General features: G+C 53.9%; 12 protein-coding genes and 1 other RNA gene. 7 read left to right on the top strand and 6 right to left on the bottom strand.

The features are described 5' to 3' along the window. Window positions 1-11: 11 nt before the first annotated feature. Window positions 12-953: an ABC transporter substrate-binding protein gene (locus ACT3RT_RS13235; protein ID WP_396130931.1), complete on the top strand. Its 942-nt coding sequence runs from the start codon at window positions 12-14 to the stop codon at window positions 951-953. On the opposite strand, the gene ACT3RT_RS13230 is transcribed toward ACT3RT_RS13235, so the two are convergent. From ACT3RT_RS13230 to ACT3RT_RS13215, 4 genes are all read right to left on the bottom strand, one after another. Next, on the bottom strand, window positions 954-2,444 hold the full coding sequence (locus ACT3RT_RS13230; RefSeq protein ID WP_034790349.1) for an MDR family MFS transporter: 1,491 nt from the start codon (window positions 2,442-2,444) through the stop codon (window positions 954-956). It abuts the gene before it with no gap. Window positions 2,445-2,608: 164 nt separating this feature from the next. Next, complete coding sequence (gene bioD, locus ACT3RT_RS13225) at window positions 2,609-3,295, bottom strand: dethiobiotin synthase (protein WP_485900450.1); 687 nt, start codon at window positions 3,293-3,295, stop codon at window positions 2,609-2,611. A 206-nt stretch (window positions 3,296-3,501) separates the two neighbouring features. Beyond that, entirely contained in the window at window positions 3,502-4,722 is a 1,221-nt protein-coding gene (gene mlc / locus ACT3RT_RS13220) for a sugar metabolism global transcriptional regulator Mlc (protein ID WP_496203101.1), read from the bottom strand. A gap of 153 nt (window positions 4,723-4,875) precedes the next feature. Next, window positions 4,876-5,781: a LysR family transcriptional regulator gene (locus ACT3RT_RS13215; RefSeq protein WP_485900448.1), complete on the bottom strand. Its 906-nt coding sequence runs from the start codon at window positions 5,779-5,781 to the stop codon at window positions 4,876-4,878. Between the two features lie 192 nt (window positions 5,782-5,973). Here ACT3RT_RS13215 and ACT3RT_RS13210 point away from each other — a divergent pair, with 192 nt between their 5' ends. Then, window positions 5,974-7,209, top strand: a complete 1,236-nt coding sequence (locus tag ACT3RT_RS13210; protein WP_496203224.1) for an MFS transporter — start codon at window positions 5,974-5,976, stop codon at window positions 7,207-7,209. A 139-nt stretch (window positions 7,210-7,348) separates the two neighbouring features. After that, window positions 7,349-8,302: a DNA replication terminus site-binding protein gene (gene tus, locus ACT3RT_RS13205; RefSeq protein WP_353502011.1), complete on the top strand. Its 954-nt coding sequence runs from the start codon at window positions 7,349-7,351 to the stop codon at window positions 8,300-8,302. A 470-nt stretch (window positions 8,303-8,772) separates the two neighbouring features. Here the strand turns inward: tus and fumC are convergent, their stop codons facing one another. Then, a complete protein-coding gene (gene fumC, locus ACT3RT_RS13200) occupies window positions 8,773-10,167 on the bottom strand; it encodes a class II fumarate hydratase (protein ID WP_353502010.1) in 1,395 nt (464 codons plus the stop codon). A 268-nt stretch (window positions 10,168-10,435) separates the two neighbouring features. On the opposite strand from fumC, the gene manA reads away from it, so the two are divergent. The 3 genes from manA to ACT3RT_RS13185 all read left to right on the top strand — a co-directional run bounded on the left by manA (window position 10,436) and on the right by ACT3RT_RS13185 (window position 13,874). Then, window positions 10,436-11,611 (top strand): mannose-6-phosphate isomerase, encoded by a 1,176-nt coding sequence (gene manA, locus ACT3RT_RS13195; RefSeq protein WP_353502009.1) that lies wholly within the window; start codon window positions 10,436-10,438, stop codon window positions 11,609-11,611. A gap of 160 nt (window positions 11,612-11,771) precedes the next feature. Then, window positions 11,772-13,325 carry a YdgA family protein gene (locus ACT3RT_RS13190; RefSeq protein ID WP_353502008.1) on the top strand — a complete coding sequence of 518 codons (1,554 nt, stop codon included), beginning with the start codon at window positions 11,772-11,774 and terminating at the stop codon, window positions 13,323-13,325. A 467-nt stretch (window positions 13,326-13,792) separates the two neighbouring features. Beyond that, a non-coding RNA gene (locus ACT3RT_RS13185) (RtT sRNA) lies at window positions 13,793-13,874 on the top strand. Window positions 13,875-14,075: 201 nt separating this feature from the next. Here the strand turns inward: ACT3RT_RS13185 and malI are convergent. After that, complete coding sequence (gene malI / locus ACT3RT_RS13180; RefSeq protein ID WP_353502007.1) at window positions 14,076-15,107, bottom strand: Mal regulon transcriptional regulator MalI; 1,032 nt, start codon at window positions 15,105-15,107, stop codon at window positions 14,076-14,078. 224 nt (window positions 15,108-15,331) lie between these two features. On the opposite strand from malI, the gene malX reads away from it, so the two are divergent. After that, the gene (malX, locus tag ACT3RT_RS13175; RefSeq protein WP_353502006.1) at window positions 15,332-16,945 is read left to right on the top strand and encodes a maltose/glucose-specific PTS transporter subunit IIBC; all 1,614 of its coding nucleotides are present in this window, start codon (window positions 15,332-15,334) and stop codon (window positions 16,943-16,945) included. Window positions 16,946-16,993 lie beyond the last annotated feature (48 nt).

Genomic DNA, 16,993 nt, shown 5'->3' with positions numbered 1-16,993 from the left:
AAATGACCATAATGAAATCATTGGGAAAATTGCTGGTTGCCACCACGCTGATGGGCAGTGTGAATCTGGCGTGGGCCGATCAAGTGACGCTGCGCGTCGCCGACCAGAAAGGCAATATGCGCGCCCAGCTGGAAGCGGCGGGAAAGCTGGATAACCTGCCGTACAAAATCGAATGGTCGGAATTCCCCGCCGCCGCGCCTCTCGCCGAAGCGCTCAACGCGCAGGCCGTGGACGTAGGGATCATTGGCGACGCGCCGCTGCTGTTTGCCGAAGCCGCCGGGGCGCAGGTGAAAGCCATTGCGGTGGATAAATCAGACGCCTACGGCACGGCGCTGCTGGTCAAGCCTGACAGCCTAATCAAAACAGCGGCGGATTTAAAAGGTAAAAGCATCGCCACTAACCGTGGTTCTATTGGTCACTTTGTGGCGCTGAAGGCATTGGCCTCGGCCGGGCTTTCCGCCAAAGATGTTACCTTCCGCTTCTTACCGCCGAGCGACGCCAAGCTGGCGCTGACGCAGGGTTCAGTAGATGTTTGGGCGACGTGGGAACCTTACACCGCCTTCGCCGAAACGCAGGATCATCTGCGGGTAGTGGTGAATGGGCGCGGACTGTGGTCTGGCAACAGCTTCCTGGCCGCCACCGATTCAGCGCTGAAAGATAACGCCAAGCGCCAAGCCATTACTGACTACTTGCAGCGCCTGAGCGATTCGCAAGTGTGGGCCTATCAGCATCTGGATGAGTACAGCCAGCAGTTGGCAAAAATCATCGGCTTCCCGCTGCCTGCGGCTCGTCTCTCCTTCGAACGCCGTAAATCTTACTGGCAATCCATCGATGAAGAGACTCAAACCCAGCAGCAACAAACCGCTGATTTCTACCATGATCAGGGCTTACTGCCGGTCAAGCTGGAGGTGAAGAACACCTTCGACGAAAGCTTTAAGGTCAAACAGCCTTAATCACTGCCCTTCCCGCTGCGCTGCGCCCACCGGGCGTTCTCCCGCCGGAATTAATCTTCCGGCGGCGAGCGCAAACACCGAAATCACCGCCGCGACGATAAACACCCAATGCAGTGACGCCGCCACGCTGTCGGTAATAATGCCGAGCTGGGTGGAGTCGATATTGGCTCGCTGGCTTTTTTCCATCAGCTGCTGCACCGGATCGCTGATATTCGGCAGGCGTTTTTCCAGATTGAGGTTCAAGGTCGCGCCAAGCAGCGCGGTGCCAATGGCCGACCCGAGCATGCGGGTAAATACCGTGGAGGCCGTGGCAATGCCGCGGATCGCCGGCTCGGCGGCGTTTTGCACCGAAACCAAAAATGTGGTGTTACACAGCCCCATTCCCGCGCCGATGGTCAGGGCCGCTAATCGCGCCCACCACAGGCCGGAAGATGGCGATAACAGCAGTAAAATCAGGCTGCCGCTGACCAATAGCAGACCGCCGATCATCGCCGTAGCGCGGTATGACGTCGCGTGCATAATTCTGCCACTCAGCATACTGGCCAACGGCCAGCCGATAGACATCAGCGCCAGCGTGGTGCCCGCCTCTAGTGGCGTTCCGCCCATCACCCCCTGCACGAAGGTTGGCAAAAAGGCGCTAATGCCCATCATAGTGGCACCAATCACCAGCCCGCCAATATTCCCGGCGATAATCACTTTGCTCTGCCACAGGGCCAGGGGGAAAAGGGGCTCAGGAGCTTTGCGCTCTTGGCGAACCAGCAGCCAGCCGGTGAACAGTGCGAAGGCAACCAGCGCTAAGGCCCAGTAGCCAAAAGCCTCAGCTTGCAGCATGGCAAGTAACAGCGCGGCGACCGACAAGGTCAGATAAGTGGTTCCGGCCAAGTCCAGAATGTGCTGCTTGCGCTGGCTTTCCGCCGGTAAAAAGCGCCACAGGATCGCCATGGCTAACAGCCCTAAAGGCACGTTGACCCAGAAAATGACCGCCCAGTGGAAATGCGAAACGATAAACGCGCCGAGCAGCGGACCGGCAATCGCTGAAACGCCCCACACGCTAGCAAGGTAGCCCTGCGCCTTGGCGCGCTCCTGCGGGCCATATACATTAGCTATCAGCGTGGTGGCAATCGGGGTGATCGCTCCGGCGCCCAGCCCCTGTAAGGCGCGGAAGCCAATCATCCACGGCAAAGACGGCGAGAAGCCACAGAGCACCGAGCCAATCAAAAACAGCGTAGTACCAATGAAAAACACCTTTCGGCAGCCGTATAAATCCGCCAGTCGGCCATAAATCGGCACGGTGATCGCCTGAGTCAGCAGATAGACCGCAAACACCCAGCCGAGCAGCGAGAACCCGCCCAAATCGGCAATGATTGTGGGCATGGCGGTCGCCACAATGGTGGCTTCGACTGCCGCCATAAACATCGACAGCATGCAGGCGATCAGGATAAGGGGGCGGCGTTTGTGGCTAACTAAAGGGACGAAAGCAGTCTGATTCATAGGGTTTAATCTGTTGTTCTTATGTTTCAGGCGATGAGGAATTTTTCAGTATATCAGCGGGATTGGCAGAAGGTTTATCGGTCACGTGCTAAGCAAAATGAAAAAGCCCCGCCAGATGGTATGCGTCTGACGGGGCTAAAGGTAGTCAACTTCTTTTCAATGGATCAGGCCGTTTTGCTGTGACCAATAGGTAACAGGGATAAATCGATATATTTCGCCATATCGCGAGATTCAGCACGCGGCAAATAGGGAATTTCGCCTAATAATGGCGCTGAAATATTATGACTAATGGCGTCAATGGTTTGCTGATAATGCGCAAGGCAAGGATTAATACGGTTCGCCACCCAGCCCGCTAATGATAACCCATCGGCATTAATAGCCTGAGCACTTAATAAGGCGTGGCTTACGCAACCTTCTTGAATACCGACAACTAAAATAACCGGGATATTTTCCAAACGAACCCAATCGGAATAAAAACAGTCTGGCGTGATCAGCGTTCTCCAGCCATCACAGCCCTCGACCACGACGATATCACTTCCTTGGCGCATAAATTTCAGGCCAGAGGTCATTATTTCAAACACATTATCGGGCACATCGCTGGCGTAAATATCTTCATCGAGCAGGGCTAGCGGCGTTATTTTGTCATAAGGGTAAGAAATAGAGGATGAATTTTGCAGTATCACGGCATCTTTATTTCGAATGCCATCTGCCAGTTCCTGACTCCCTGTCGCAATCGGTTTATAGCCCAATGCGCAGTGCCCCTGCGCGGCTAAAGCCTGTAGCAAAGCACGCGTCACGATGGTTTTACCTACGCGAGCGTCCGTACCCGTGACGAAAAAGTGCGTTAACATGGAATGTTGGCTCCAGGATCTTCCGTTTAACTGAGGATTTATCTCCGGCGAGTGCGCCTGAGACAATGTACAGGGGAAAGTCTAGGCGATACCAATCGATAACGATTTGCGTTAGCGCAATGTTTTGTCCACTGGCAAACAGAAGTTTGAATTTAGGATTTTTATTATATTGGCGGGAAAACTACAAGGTTAATTCATACCAATAATTAACCTTGTAGCAGTTTAATTAACAGAGAGCCGTTATACAGCGCGTCTTTGACTAATGCCGCGCCCGGCATGGTGCCTTTGTTATAAAACTCAGTGGATTCGATTTTTATATTTTCGCTATAAGCCGGCAGAGACTGCTGTTGAATGCAGGACATTATTGCCGGATGGAGAATTTCTTTGGCGAAATTAAGCGGCGAGCCGATCAATATTTTCTCAGGATTAAACAAGTTAACCATGATGGCGAGGATCCGCCCTACGCTGTGGCCGACATTAATAATTACATCGCGGGCCAGCTGGTCGCCGCGATTTGCCGCGTCGCATACCGCCTCAATTGTCAGCGGAATGCCCTGCAGGCTGGAGTTGACCGCCTGAGTTAATCGCTGGCGAACCAACTCAAGAATATTATCAGTGCTAGCGACGGTTTCGAGACAGCCGTGATTGCCGCAATAGCAGCGTTTACCGTAAGGATCGACCTGCGTATGGCCCATTTCCACCACGCTGCTGCTGCCGCTGTGTAGCACGCGGCCGCCGGTGATCACCCCTGCGCCGACATTGTGGTCAATAACCACCTGAATCACGTTTTGACTGCCGCGAGAGGCACCATATAAGGCTTCGGCCATGGTCCAGGCGCCAATATCATGCTGCACGAAAACCGGCAGGCCGGTATGGGCTTCAAGCGCTGCGCCGAGCGGCATTTCATCGACGTCTGCGTAAAACGGCATGCGATGCACCACCCCTTCGCGGGCGTTAATCATCCCCGGTAAGGTAATAGCGATGGCGGTGAGGCGTTCGAGTTTGCGCTGATGGCGAATAAAGAACTGGTCGATTTCAGCGACGATGCGCTCAAGCAGAGGTTTATCCGCGGCTGCGGGCAGAGGCAATTCCTCTTCTACTACCAGTTTACTGCTCAGATCACGCAGTCCGAGGGTAATTGCCCCTAAGCTGATGCGCGCAGAAAGGTAGTGCCAGGCATTAGTGTCGAGCACCAAACCGATGGCGGGACGCCCGCGGCTGCCTGGCTCCTGAAACTCAGTTTCTTGCACCAAATGAGCTTGTAACAGTTCACGAACAATCTTGGTAATACTGGCGGGGGCAAGCTGCGCTTTTTTCGACAGCTCGATACGCGAAACGGGTCCAAACTGATCTATCAGCCGGTATACGGCACCGACGTTCGTTTGCTTTATTTGATCAATATGCCCAGGCTGCCCATCAGGGATCACAGAAAAAACTCCGTTATTTTTCGCGCTTCAAAATAAAGATTAATGGCTATGGTGGGGTTTTTGCTATATGTCGTCAACTATTTGATTCGTTATGTGATTTGGTGCACATATTGAATTAAAACCCTTTAAGAATTGACTGTAAAAACAGCGGTTTCACGGATTTTTATCCTGCATCATAAGTTTCATAAAAGCGGTCGCTGGCGCACTGAGCTCGCGATGACGGTGATTGACCATCCAAACCTGCGTGTTTCCCTGCTGCTTGCCGAAACGCAAATAGCGCACGCCGTCCACCTGAATGCGCAAATAAGCCGCAGGTAAAATCGACACGCCCAGCCCCGCCGACACCAGACCAATAATGGTTAACGGCTCGCCCACTTCCTGAGTAATAAAGGGCGTGATGCCGTGGGAACCGAGCAAGGCGCGAATATCGTCATACATCGATGTTCCCGAATCCTTGGAGAAAAACACAAAAGGCTGGTCAGCCAGGTGCTGAAAAGTCAGCTCACCTTCAGGAAGGTTCACCAGCGGATTGTCCTCATGCACCACGGCTACCAGCGACTCGGAGAGCAGCAGTTGATGGTGCAAAACCTCCGGCAGTTGGCGATTACGCATGATCCCAAGGTCGATCCTTCCTTCTAATAATGGTTCGATTTGCTGGGTGCTGTTCATCTCTTCGATCCGAATGTTCACTTCGGGATATTGCAGGTGAAAGCGTTGAATGGTGCGCTGAACGCGACGCAGAAACGGCGCGGAAGAGGTCAAGCCCAGCCGCAAATTCCCGGCAATCCCCTGATGGATTTTCGACGCTTGCAGCGAAGCGTCTTGCACCCGGCTGATGATCTGGCGCGCCTCTTTTAAGAACGCCTCACCGGCTTGGGTCAGGCTGACATTCCGATTATTGCGATTAAGCAGCTTAGCCCCAATCGTGGCTTCAAGTGATTGAATCTGCTGACTTAGCGGCGGTTGCGAAATATGCAGGCGCTCCGCCGCGCGGCCAAAATGCAGCTCGTCGGCAACAGCAATAAAATAGCGTAAATGGCGAAGTTCAATGTTATTCATAATTAGCCATTGAGAGGTTTAACGTCTTAATCAACAGAGATTAATATATTAGACAAAAGATGTCCCACTGATAAAATTTTTACATCTTTTTTGTATTAATTTGGCTCTCGCTAAGGAAACTCAGTGAACATCGCAGGGCGAAAAACCGCCACTCCCAATGAAGATCGGCTCTCAGTTAACGATGACGACTTAATGCCCGCCACGCCGACCACTCCTTTAAGCAAAACACCTTTTATTAAACGTGGTACGCCGCAGTTTATCCGCGTGACGCTGGCGCTGTTCTCCGCCGGTCTGGCAACTTTTGCCCTTCTCTACTGCGTTCAGCCGATTTTGCCCGTGTTATCGCAAGAGTTTGGTGTGTCACCGGCGGCCAGCAGCCTGTCTTTGTCGGCTTCAACCGGATTAATGGCCATTGGCCTGTTGTTCACTGGCCCGGTGTCTGATGCCGTGGGGCGTAAATCGGTGATGGTGGTGGCGCTGATGCTTGCCGCAGGATGTACCCTGATTTGTGCCTTTATGCAGAGCTGGAACGGCATCTTGGTGATGCGGGCACTGATTGGCCTCTCCCTCAGCGGCGTGGCCGCCGTCGCCATGACCTATTTAAGCGAAGAGATTCACCCGAGCGTGGTGGCTTTTTCGATGGGCCTGTATATCAGCGGTAACTCTATTGGCGGCATGAGTGGCCGACTGGTGACCGGCGTCTTGACCGATTTCTTCTCCTGGCGGGTGGCAGTAGCGGTGATTGGGGTGTTTGCGTTGTGCTCCGCCATCATGTTCTGGCGCATTCTGCCCCCTTCCAAACACTTTAGGGCCAGCTCGCTGAAGCCTCGCAAACTGGCGATCAATTTCAAACTGCATTGGCGCGATAGCGGCCTGCCGCTGCTGTTCCTCGAAGGTTTTCTGATCATGGGTAGCTTCGTGACCATGTTTAACTACATTGGTTATCGCCTGCTCGGCACCCCTTATCATCTGAGTCAGGCGGTGGTTGGCGTGCTGTCAGTGGTGTACTTGATGGGAACCTATAGCTCACCGAAAGCGGGCGCGTTGACCGGGGTTTATGGTCGCGGCCCTGTCCTGCTAGGGTCAATCGGCCTGATGCTGGTCGGCATTCTGATCACCGCTTTGCCCGCTGTCTGGAGCATTTTCATCGGCATGGTGCTGTTCACCGGCGGGTTCTTCGCGGCCCACTCGGTTGCCAGTGGCTGGATCGGCCGCCGCGCGCGCCGCGCCAAAGGTCAGGCTTCATCACTCTATTTATTCTCCTACTACGCCGGTTCCAGCGTGGCCGGGACCTTGGGCGGATATTTCTGGCACAGCTTCGGCTGGAATGGCATCACCACCTTTATCTGCCTGATGCTTGCCGTCGCCGTGCTGGTCGGTTTACGTCTGATGCATCTCGCCGAATCTAGACAAGTCGCTGTTAAGTAACTTCCTCAATCTAAGGGCGTCCGCGCCCTTTTCTTTCTGCCAGACAAAATTTCCCCAATCTTAAAAACGACACAGAAGATGAGTTATGCACCTTTTTAGTTTTCGACTATATTGTATGTTGTAACTAAATGGAGGCGGTATGGCGAATTACGACCTAATTGGGCGAATGAACAGTTGTTTCAATGAGTTAGAACTGGCACTTGGCGATCTCAGCCGTTTGTTAAAGCAGTTGGAGCTTATCCAGGCGCGGGTTTTCAGCCTGCCGGAGATCGCCAAAGGCGAGGAGCACAACCCTGCCGACCGTATTCAGGTGACGCCTTACGTCGGTGAAGCCGCGCAGCAGCTGGCGCTGCAGCATTTCCAGAATCTGTTTATTCACCATCAGGGGGAGAATGTTAGCAGTAAGTCCGCCGTCCGCCTGCCCGGCGTGCTGTGCTATGCCGTTGATGCTGCAGAACATCAGGCCGCCCTGCTGTTGATAGAGGAAGTGAATAAGCTGAAAGCCGAGCTGGAACATATTGTTACCGTGGAATCCGGTCTTGCCCGCGAGCAGCGTTTTGAATTTGTGCACACTCACCTGCGCGGTCTGATTACCTTGAATGCCTACCGCACCATTTCTTATTTGAATGACCCGGATTCAGTGCGCTTCGGTTGGGCGAATAAGCACATCATCAAGAATGTCAGCCGCGATGATGTTCTGGCCCAGTTAGACAAAAGCCTGAAAGCCGGTCGCTCGGTGCCGCCTTACAGCCGTGAGCAGTGGATGGATAACGTCACTCGTGAAATCAATGACGTAAAGCGCATTCCGGAACATGCTATTTTGAAGATTAAGCGCCCGGTAAAGGTCCAGCCCATCGCCCGCGTGTGGTATCGCAATAGCCAGAAGCAAGTTCAGCACCCCTGCCCACTGCCCCTCATCGCCCTCTGTTTGAAGTCACCCAATGTGCAAGTGCCCAAGCTTGGCGAGCTGCATGATTACGATGTGAGTGCCGTGAAGCACAAATATAAGCCCGAAGCGCAGTCGCTGAACTTGCTAATAAAGCGGCTGCATTTATATACGGATTGGTCGGCTGATCAAGTTGTTGAGAGCTGAGTTTGCTGCAATACCCCCTCCCAGCCTCTCCCTTTTCAGGGGGAGGAGCAAAAACCAAACCTGAGAAAAAATTACTGGAACAGTTCGGTTGCAGCAAACCTCACCCCAGCCCTCTCCTTAAAAATGAGAGGGAGCAAAGTCAAACCCACTGAAAAGGCACGGTTGAGAAGCCTGTAAGTCGCGTTCAGAAGTGACGCCGAGCAAGAGGTGGAAAACCGCGTGTTATTTTACGCGGGTTGGAATCCCGCAGCGAGGGAACCGCCTAAGCGGCGGCATTTCGCGACGATCACTAAAGTGCCTGAAACACGTCCATTCCAACCCTGCGCAGCCTCGATCTCACAAAAGAAAAAACGCAGGGTTCCAAGGGAGGCGCGTTTACGCCTCCCTTGGTCGGTGTGGGCCGACGCCCACGACCTTGAATTTGAAGTTGAATTTAAAAAGGGGCCCCAAAACTGCCCCAAGTTTACAACCTACTTCATGCTCCCCACCATATCCTCCGGCTTAACCCACTCGTCGAACTCGGCTTCGGTCAAATAACCCAGTTTCAGCGCAGAGCCTTTCAAGGTTAGCCCCTCTTTGTGCGCTTTTTTGGCGATTTCAGCCGCTTTGTCGTAACCGATATGGGTGTTGAGCGCGGTAACCAGCATCAGCGACTCGTTGAGTAGCTGGGTAATACGGTCGCGGACGGGTTCGATGCCTACGGCGCAGTGCTCGTTAAAGCCGCGCATGCCGTCGGCCAGCAGGCGAATGGATTGCAGGAAGTTGTGAATGACCATTGGTCGGAAGACGTTCAGCTCGAAGTTGCCCGACGCGCCGCCGATGTTGATCGCCACGTCGTTACCCAGCACCTGTGCGCACAGCATGGTCATGGCTTCGCACTGGGTTGGGTTCACTTTACCCGGCATGATGGAGCTGCCCGGCTCATTTTCAGGGATGGAAATCTCGCCTATGCCGCAGCGCGGGCCGGAAGACAACCAACGCACATCATTGGCGATTTTCATCAGCGACGCCGCCAAGCCTTTCAACGCGCCGTGGCCTTGCACCAGAGCGTCGCAGGTCGCCAGCGCTTCAAACTTATTCGGCGCGGTGACGAACGGCTGTTTAGTCTCTTCGGCCAAGGCTTTGGCGACGCGCACCGCGTACTCAGGATGGGTGTTCAACCCTGTACCAACCGCCGTGCCGCCCAAGGCTAATTCTGCAATGTGCGGGATACTGGCTTCGATATGCACCATGCTGTGGGCCAGCATTGCCACCCAGCCAGAGATCTCTTGGCCGAGCGTCAGCGGCGTGGCGTCTTGCAGGTGGGTACGGCCAATCTTGACGATATCTTTGAAAGCTTCGGATTTCGCCGCCAGCGTCTTGTGCAGCTCTTTCAACTCGGGCAGCAGCGTTTCGCGCAGCTCAATGACGGCGGCGACGTGCATCGCCGTCGGGAAGACGTCATTCGAGCTTTGGCTCTTGTTCACATCATCGTTCGGGTGAACCTTGCGCCCTTCTCCACGCTCGCCGCCGAGGATCTCGCTTGCCCGGTTAGCCAGCACTTCATTCATGTTCATGTTGGTTTGGGTGCCGGAACCTGTCTGCCAGATAGCCAGCGGGAATTCGGTAGGATGCTTGCCAGCCAGCACTTCGTCGGCGGCGGCAATGATCGCATCAGCGCGCTCTTTCGGCAGCAGGCCCAAATCCAGATTGACGCTGGCCGCTGCGCGTTTGGTCTGCGCCAGTGCGTGGATCAGTGCCTCAGGCATCTTTTCGGAGGAAATACGGAAGTGCTCGAGAGAGCGCTGAGTCTGTGCCCCCCAGAGTTTATCAGCCGGTACATCGATAGGCCCCATTGAGTCCTTTTCAGTGCGTGTTGCCGCCATAATATTTCTCCTAATTACGTTTCTGGTGAAATTTAATATTTATGCTTTGCAAAGGTTTACCGCCAGGAACTGCCACGCAGATCTTCTTTAGGCGACTCGTCGAGTATAGGTCAGGCATCGCGTTTCAGAATCGCTAATTGATAATTTCTCGCATTTACAGCACTTTTTCATCATCAGGAGTTGCTTAACCGCCCGCGCTCATTGTTTACTACGCCACAGTAATTTTCTTCACATCATCCCCTGCATAACGGGGATTTCAGGACGAAATATGCAAAAAATGAACAACGGTGTACAAAACTACGCCTGGGGCAGCACCGACGCATTAACCCACCTTTATGGCATTGCCAATCCTGAAGGTAAGCCGATGGCTGAACTTTGGATGGGTGCTCACCCAAAAAGCAGCTCCTACGTTAAAGGAAGCGACGGTCAGGAAATCGCCCTGCGCAGCCAAATTAGCGCCAACCTGGAGCAAGAGCTGGGGGCGAAAGTCGCCGCGCGTTTCGGCGAGCTGCCTTTCCTGTTTAAAGTGCTTTGCGCCGATCAGCCGCTGTCCATTCAGGTTCACCCAAGCAAGCGTGCGGCGGAGTGTGGCTTTGCCAAAGAGAACGCCGCCGGTATCCCGATTGATGCCGCCGAACGTAACTATAAAGACGCCAACCATAAGCCTGAGCTGGTCTATGCCTTGACGCCTTTCCAGGCGATGAATGGTTTCCGCGAGCTGCGTGAAATTGTGTCGCTGTTGCAGCCGGTTTCTGGCGCTAACCCGCATATTGCTGAATTCCTGACGCACCCCGATGTAGAGCATCTGCGCACCCTGTTCGCCAGCCTGCTGAGCCTTGAAGGCGAGGCAAAGTCTCTGGCGCTGGGCGTGTTGAAATCGGCACTGAATAACCAGAAAGGCCAGCCTTGGGACACCATCCGCAGTATCAGCGAATTCTATCCGGACGACAGCGGCCTGTTCTCCCCTCTGCTGCTCAATGTCATCACTCTCAAGCCGGGCGAAGGCATGTTCCTGTATGCCGAAACGCCGCACGCCTATCTCAACGGCGTGGCGCTGGAAGTCATGGCGAACTCGGACAACGTGTTACGCGCAGGTTTGACGCCGAAATACATTGATATCGCCGAGCTGCTGGACAATCTGAAATTCACTGCTAAACCTGCTGGGGAGCTTTTAACCTCGCCGGTGGAAAAAGGCGCTGAGCTGAGCTTCCCGATCCCGGTCGAAGACTTTGCTTTCTCGATTCACAGCTTGTCACCTGAGCCACAAACGCTGGCGCAAAACAGCGCGGCGATTATCTTCTGTATTGAAGGTCAAACGGTGTTGGAAAAAGGTGAAGAGACGCTGGTGCTGAAGCCGGGGGAATCTGGTTATCTTTCCGCCAGCGAATCGCCGGTTGAAGTGAGCGGCAACGGCCGAATTGCACGCGTGTTTAATAAGCTTTGATGCTGAACGTGATGTAATCAAGCAGTAAATATAAGTGGGTGTTGAGGCGAAATGCTTCATTTTTGTGAAAAATTTGCCATTGACGCCCCACTTACACCACAATAAATCGCGCCGTAAGGCGTTTTTTATTTCGGGACATTATCTAAGGATGAACAGAACTATGAAAAAATCGTTAGTCGCTGTAAGCGTCATTGTGGTACTTGGCGCGGCCTGGACAGGCGTCTCGTGGTATACGGGCAAAATGATTGAACAACATATGGCTGAAGTGGCGACCAACGCGAATAGCCAGATCCAATCCTCTTTCCCAAAAGCCGGGGTTAACGTCTCCTATCAAGACTACCACCGTGGGTTGTTCAGCAGCCAGGTGCGCATCATTCTGAAACCTGATGCCGCGGCCGCCGCTGCTGGCACCAGCGCGCTGAAAACCGGTGATGAAATCTCCTTTATCGAAACTATCGATCACGGTCCCTTCCCGGCAGCTCAGCTGAAAAAATTCAATCTGATCCCAAGCATGGCGTCAGTGCACAGCGAACTGGAAAACACCGCCACGCTGAAACCGCTGTTTGACGTGACTAAGGGCAAGTCTCTGGTGACGGCCGATACGCGCGTTTCCTATAACGGCGACAGCTCTTCAGCAATCAACTTCATCCCGGTTGATTACGATAAGAACAACAGCAAGTTGCAGTTCGGCGGCGCGGACATCAATGTCGCAGTGGATAAAGAGCTGACCAAGATGAAGTTGGATGCGAAGAGCGACAGTATCGCCATCACTTCTCAGAACCAGTTCGGCCAGCAAGAAAAAGTGACCCTGAACGGCTTCTCTTTGGATAGCGACACCAATCAGGGCGCGTCTAAAGTGGGCATCGGCGATCAAAACCTGACCATTAAGCAAGTGGCTGTCAATGTTGATGGCAAAGACGCGGCTTCTTTGGATAACTTCAAGCTGGTCAGTAAATTCAGCGAAGAAGGCAGCAATATCAAAGGTCAGCAGGATTACACCATTGATGCGCTGAAGATTCAGAATACCGATTTTGGCTCAGGTAAGTTGACGGTGAAAATCGACAAACTGGACGCCGCCGCGCTGAAAGCCTTCTCCGACAGCTACAACCAGCAGTCACAGCAGTTGCTGTCACAGGCTGGCGATATTGACCCGGCTGTCTACCAGCAGCAGGCGACCGAGCTGTTAGCCGCTAACCTGCCACTGTTGTTGAAAGGCAACCCAAGCATCAGCATCGACCCGCTGAGCTGGAAAAACAGCAAAGGTGAAAGTACTTTCACCTTGCAATTAGATCTGAAAGATCCGGCGGCCGGTTCTCAGGCACAGTCTGAAGATCAGCTGATTTCCCAGTTGGTGAGCAAGCTTGACGCGAAACTGAACATTCCACTGGCAATGGCCACCGAGCTGACCACCCAGACGGCGAAAATCGAAGGTTATACCGGCGATGACGCAGAGAAACTGGCTAAACAGCAGGTTCAAGGTCTGGCAGCTATGGGTCAGATGTTCAAGATCACCACGCTGAAAGACGACGCTATCTCCAGCAGCTTCCACTACGCCGACAATCAGGTTGATTTGAACGGCCAGAAGATGACCCTGCAAGAGTTCGCCGGTCTGTTTGGGATCTTCGGCGGCAACGCGGTTCAGCCACAAACCCAGGCTCCAGCAGCCTCCCCGCTGGCTCCACCAGTTGCCCCTGTAGCGCCTAATACACCGTAATAATTGCGTTTGTTTAGTGAAAAGCCCACTTTGGTGGGCTTTTTTTATTGTATCTTTTAATTCAATTGCATCTTTTTAAATCAACTTCAAGGTCAAGGTCGTGGGCGTCGGCCCACACCGACCAAGGGAGGCGTAAACGCGCCTCCCTTGGAACCCTGCGTTTTTTTGTTGTGAGATCGAGGCTGCGCAGGGTCGGAATGGACGTGTTTCAGCGGCCATGGTGTTTGCCGCGAAGTGTCGCCGCTTAGGCGGTTCCCTCAGTTCGGGCTTCGAGCCTAAGGTCTCGAACCACTCCCTCGGCGTCACTTCTGAACGCGACCTACTGGCATTTACACCGTGCCGTTTCAGGTGGTTTGACTTGCTTTGCTCCTACCACTTATAAGGGTGAGGGAGTAAGGCAAAACTCACTGAAATGGCACGGTTGAAAAGCCTCAAAACCGCGCTCAAAAATGGCGCTGAGCGAACGGTTCGAGACCCAAGGCTCGAGCCGAGCGAAGCGAGACAGCGTTGCAAAGCAACGACCCGAAGGGCGAGGCCAGAGGCCGAGTAAGTCTGAAGCGAAGGCACCGCCTAAGCGGCGACATTTTGCGGTGGAGAACTGAAGCCCCTGAAACACGTCCGCCAAGCTAGCGACAGCGCGCAGTTAAAAGCCCGGGGGTCAAGGGGGCGGCGGCGACTGGCCGCCCCCTTGCCGGTGTGGGCCGGTGCCCACGACCTTGACCTTAAATTTAAAGATGCAATTGAAAACACTTACGCTGAGGCCCTCTCGATCAACCCCGGTGCCACAATAATATTCTGCGTTTCGAGGTTCTGGCCCCCTATTCTCTGCAGCAATCTTCGAGCGGCGGCGTGGCCTATCTCGCGGGCAGAGCTGGCGATGGAGGTTAACGGGGGTTCGGTGAGTTCAGCCTCCGGGGCATCTTCCATGGCGATTAACGCGATTTGCTGCTGGAAGAAGTTATCTACCGCGCCGCCACCGATGAGATTGCCGGTGCGCATCACGCCGAAATAGGCTCCCATGGCGACCGACGACTTATGGCAGACGATGGCGCTGATCTTGGGATAGTGGCGCAATAACGTCTCGGCGGCGTCGGCGGCGCACTTCTGCTGATAGTCACACTCGATGATCCATTCGCTGCGAAATGGCAACCCGTATTGCACCAGCGTGGCGCAAAAGCCGCCCAAACGCTCCGCGCGGGTGAGCGAGTCACTTAGCCCGCCGAGATAAGCAATCTGCTTATGGCCGCGTTTAATTAAATATTCCGTCGCCATTTTTGCCGCCAGCATATTGTCGGGTCGCACTAAATCAACCCCGTCGATGCCGCTGGCGCGCGAGGCGCAAATCAGCGGCACGCCCTGCTCGCAGGCTTTCTCCTTCAGTCCTGCCGGGGCGTGCTCTCCACCAGCAATCACTATGCCGTCAACGCCGTGGGTCAACAGCGTCTCGAAGCAGCGCGCTAAGCCTTTGCCTGACGAACCACTTTGCAATAAAAACAACACCTTACCCTGAGCTTCAAACATCTCGCTCAGACCGGCGGTCATCTCGGCATAGAAAGGCTCGCAGATATCACGCACGATCAGCCCCACCACGCCGGATTCCCCGCCGCGTAGCGTACTGGCTTGCCGATTACGCACAAACCCCAACTGCTCGACGGCCTGATTCACCCGCTCGGCGGTGGCTGGAGAGATACGCCCTTTACCACTAAGCACCAGTGAAACAGTGGTCACGGACGTGCCTGCATGCTGGGCAACATCAATTATGGTGACTTTTTTCTGGCTCATCCTGTGACTTCTTTCATTAAAACTCCATGAGTGGCGGGTTTATTGCATCACCCGCCGCATGCTGAATAAATCAACTTTAGGTTAAACGTTTAATCTGCCGCTAAGCTTATCTTGCGGGCATGCGTGAGTAATGTGAACCAAAGCACGATTTATTTAGGTAAAACGTTTTATCTTATCCGCCATAAGATTAATCCGGTTCATTTTTTCGCTTCAGGGGAATAAGTATGCCAGCCAATAAAAGACAACGCGTCACGCTTTGGGAGTTTTTCCAAAGTTTAGGTAAAACCTTCATGTTGCCAGTAGCCTTGCTCTCCTTCTGCGGCATTATGCTGGGGATCGGTAGCTCATTAAGCAGCAATGATGTCACCACCCTGTTACCGGCTTTAGGTAATCCCATCCTGCAACTGATCTTCACGTGGATGAGCAAAGTCGGTTCGTTCGCCTTCAGCTTCCTGCCAGTGATGTTTGCAATTGCCATTCCACTTGGTATGGCGCGTGAAAATAAAGGCGTCGCGGCGTTCTCCGGCTTTGTGGGTTACGCCGTGTTGAATCTGGCGACTAACTTCTACCTGACCGCCAGCGGCGTGCTGCCGACGGTGGACCCGCTGATCCTCAAAGCCAACAACATCCAGATGATCCTCGGCATCCAGTCTATCGATACCGGTATTCTTGGCGCGGTAATTGTCGGCGTAATCGTCTATGTGCTGCATGAGCGTTACAACACTATCCGCCTGCCGGATGCGCTAGCGTTCTTCGGCGGTACCCGTTTTGTACCTATTGTCACGACCGTAGTATTAGGTCTGGTTGGTCTGGTCATTCCTCTGATTTGGCCGTTCTTTGCTGCCGGGATTAACGGTTTGGGTCGCCTGATCCACGACGCCGGTATCTTTGGGCCGATGATTTTCGGTTCCGGCGAACGTCTGTTACTGCCGTTTGGCCTGCACCACATTCTGGTTGCCCTGATTCGCTTTACCGAAGCGGGCGGCACCATGGACGTTTGTGGTCGTGAAGTGAGCGGCGCGCTGACTATCTTCCAAGCCCAGCTCTCTTGCCCGACCACCCACGGCTTCTCTGAAAGCGCCACCCAATTCCTGTCTCAAGGTAAAATGCCAGCCTTCCTCGGCGGCTTGCCGGGTGCGGCGTTGGCAATGTACCACTGCGCTAAACCTGAAAACCGTCATAAAATTAAAGGCTTGTTGATTTCCGGCGTGGTGGCTTGCGTGGTCGGTGGGACTACAGAGCCAATCGAGTTCCTGTTCCTGTTTGTCGCGCCAGTGCTCTACATCATCCACGCTATTTTGACCGGTCTGGGCTTCACCATTATGTCCGTGCTGGGCGTGACCATCGGTAACACCGACGGCAACATCATCGACTTCGTAGTGTTTGGTATCCTGCACGGTACGGCCACCAAGTGGTATCTGGTGCCGGTGGTGGCAGCTATCTGGTTCGCCGCTTACTACGCGATTTTCCGCTTCTCTATCCTGCGCTTTAATATCAAAACGCCGGGCCGTGAATCGGAATCTATGCCAAGCGCAGCGCCAGTGGCCTCTAACAGTAAATCGGGCTACAACGTGCCGGTGATCCTTAGCGCGCTGGGCGGCGCGGACAACATTGTCTCGCTCGACAACTGCATCACCCGCCTGCGCATGTCAGTGCATGATATGTCGCTGGTTGACGATGCGACGCTGAAAGCCAATCGCGCTATCGGCGTGGTGCATCTCAACGAGCACAACCTGCAAGTGGTGATCGGCCCGCAGGTTCAGTCAGTGAAAGATGAACTCGACTGGCTGATCCGCGACGCGAAAAATAGCGCCGCGCCGGAACCGGCCACCATATAATCATCCAAGCTTACAGGGCGACGTCAGGTCGCCCTTTTCACCTTCTAG

It is taken from the genome of Ewingella sp. AOP9-I1-14, from assembly GCF_052375995.1.
Classification (GTDB): Bacteria; Pseudomonadota; Gammaproteobacteria; order Enterobacterales; family Enterobacteriaceae; genus Ewingella; species Ewingella allii.
This window is presented reverse-complemented; position numbering and strand designations above follow the sequence as displayed.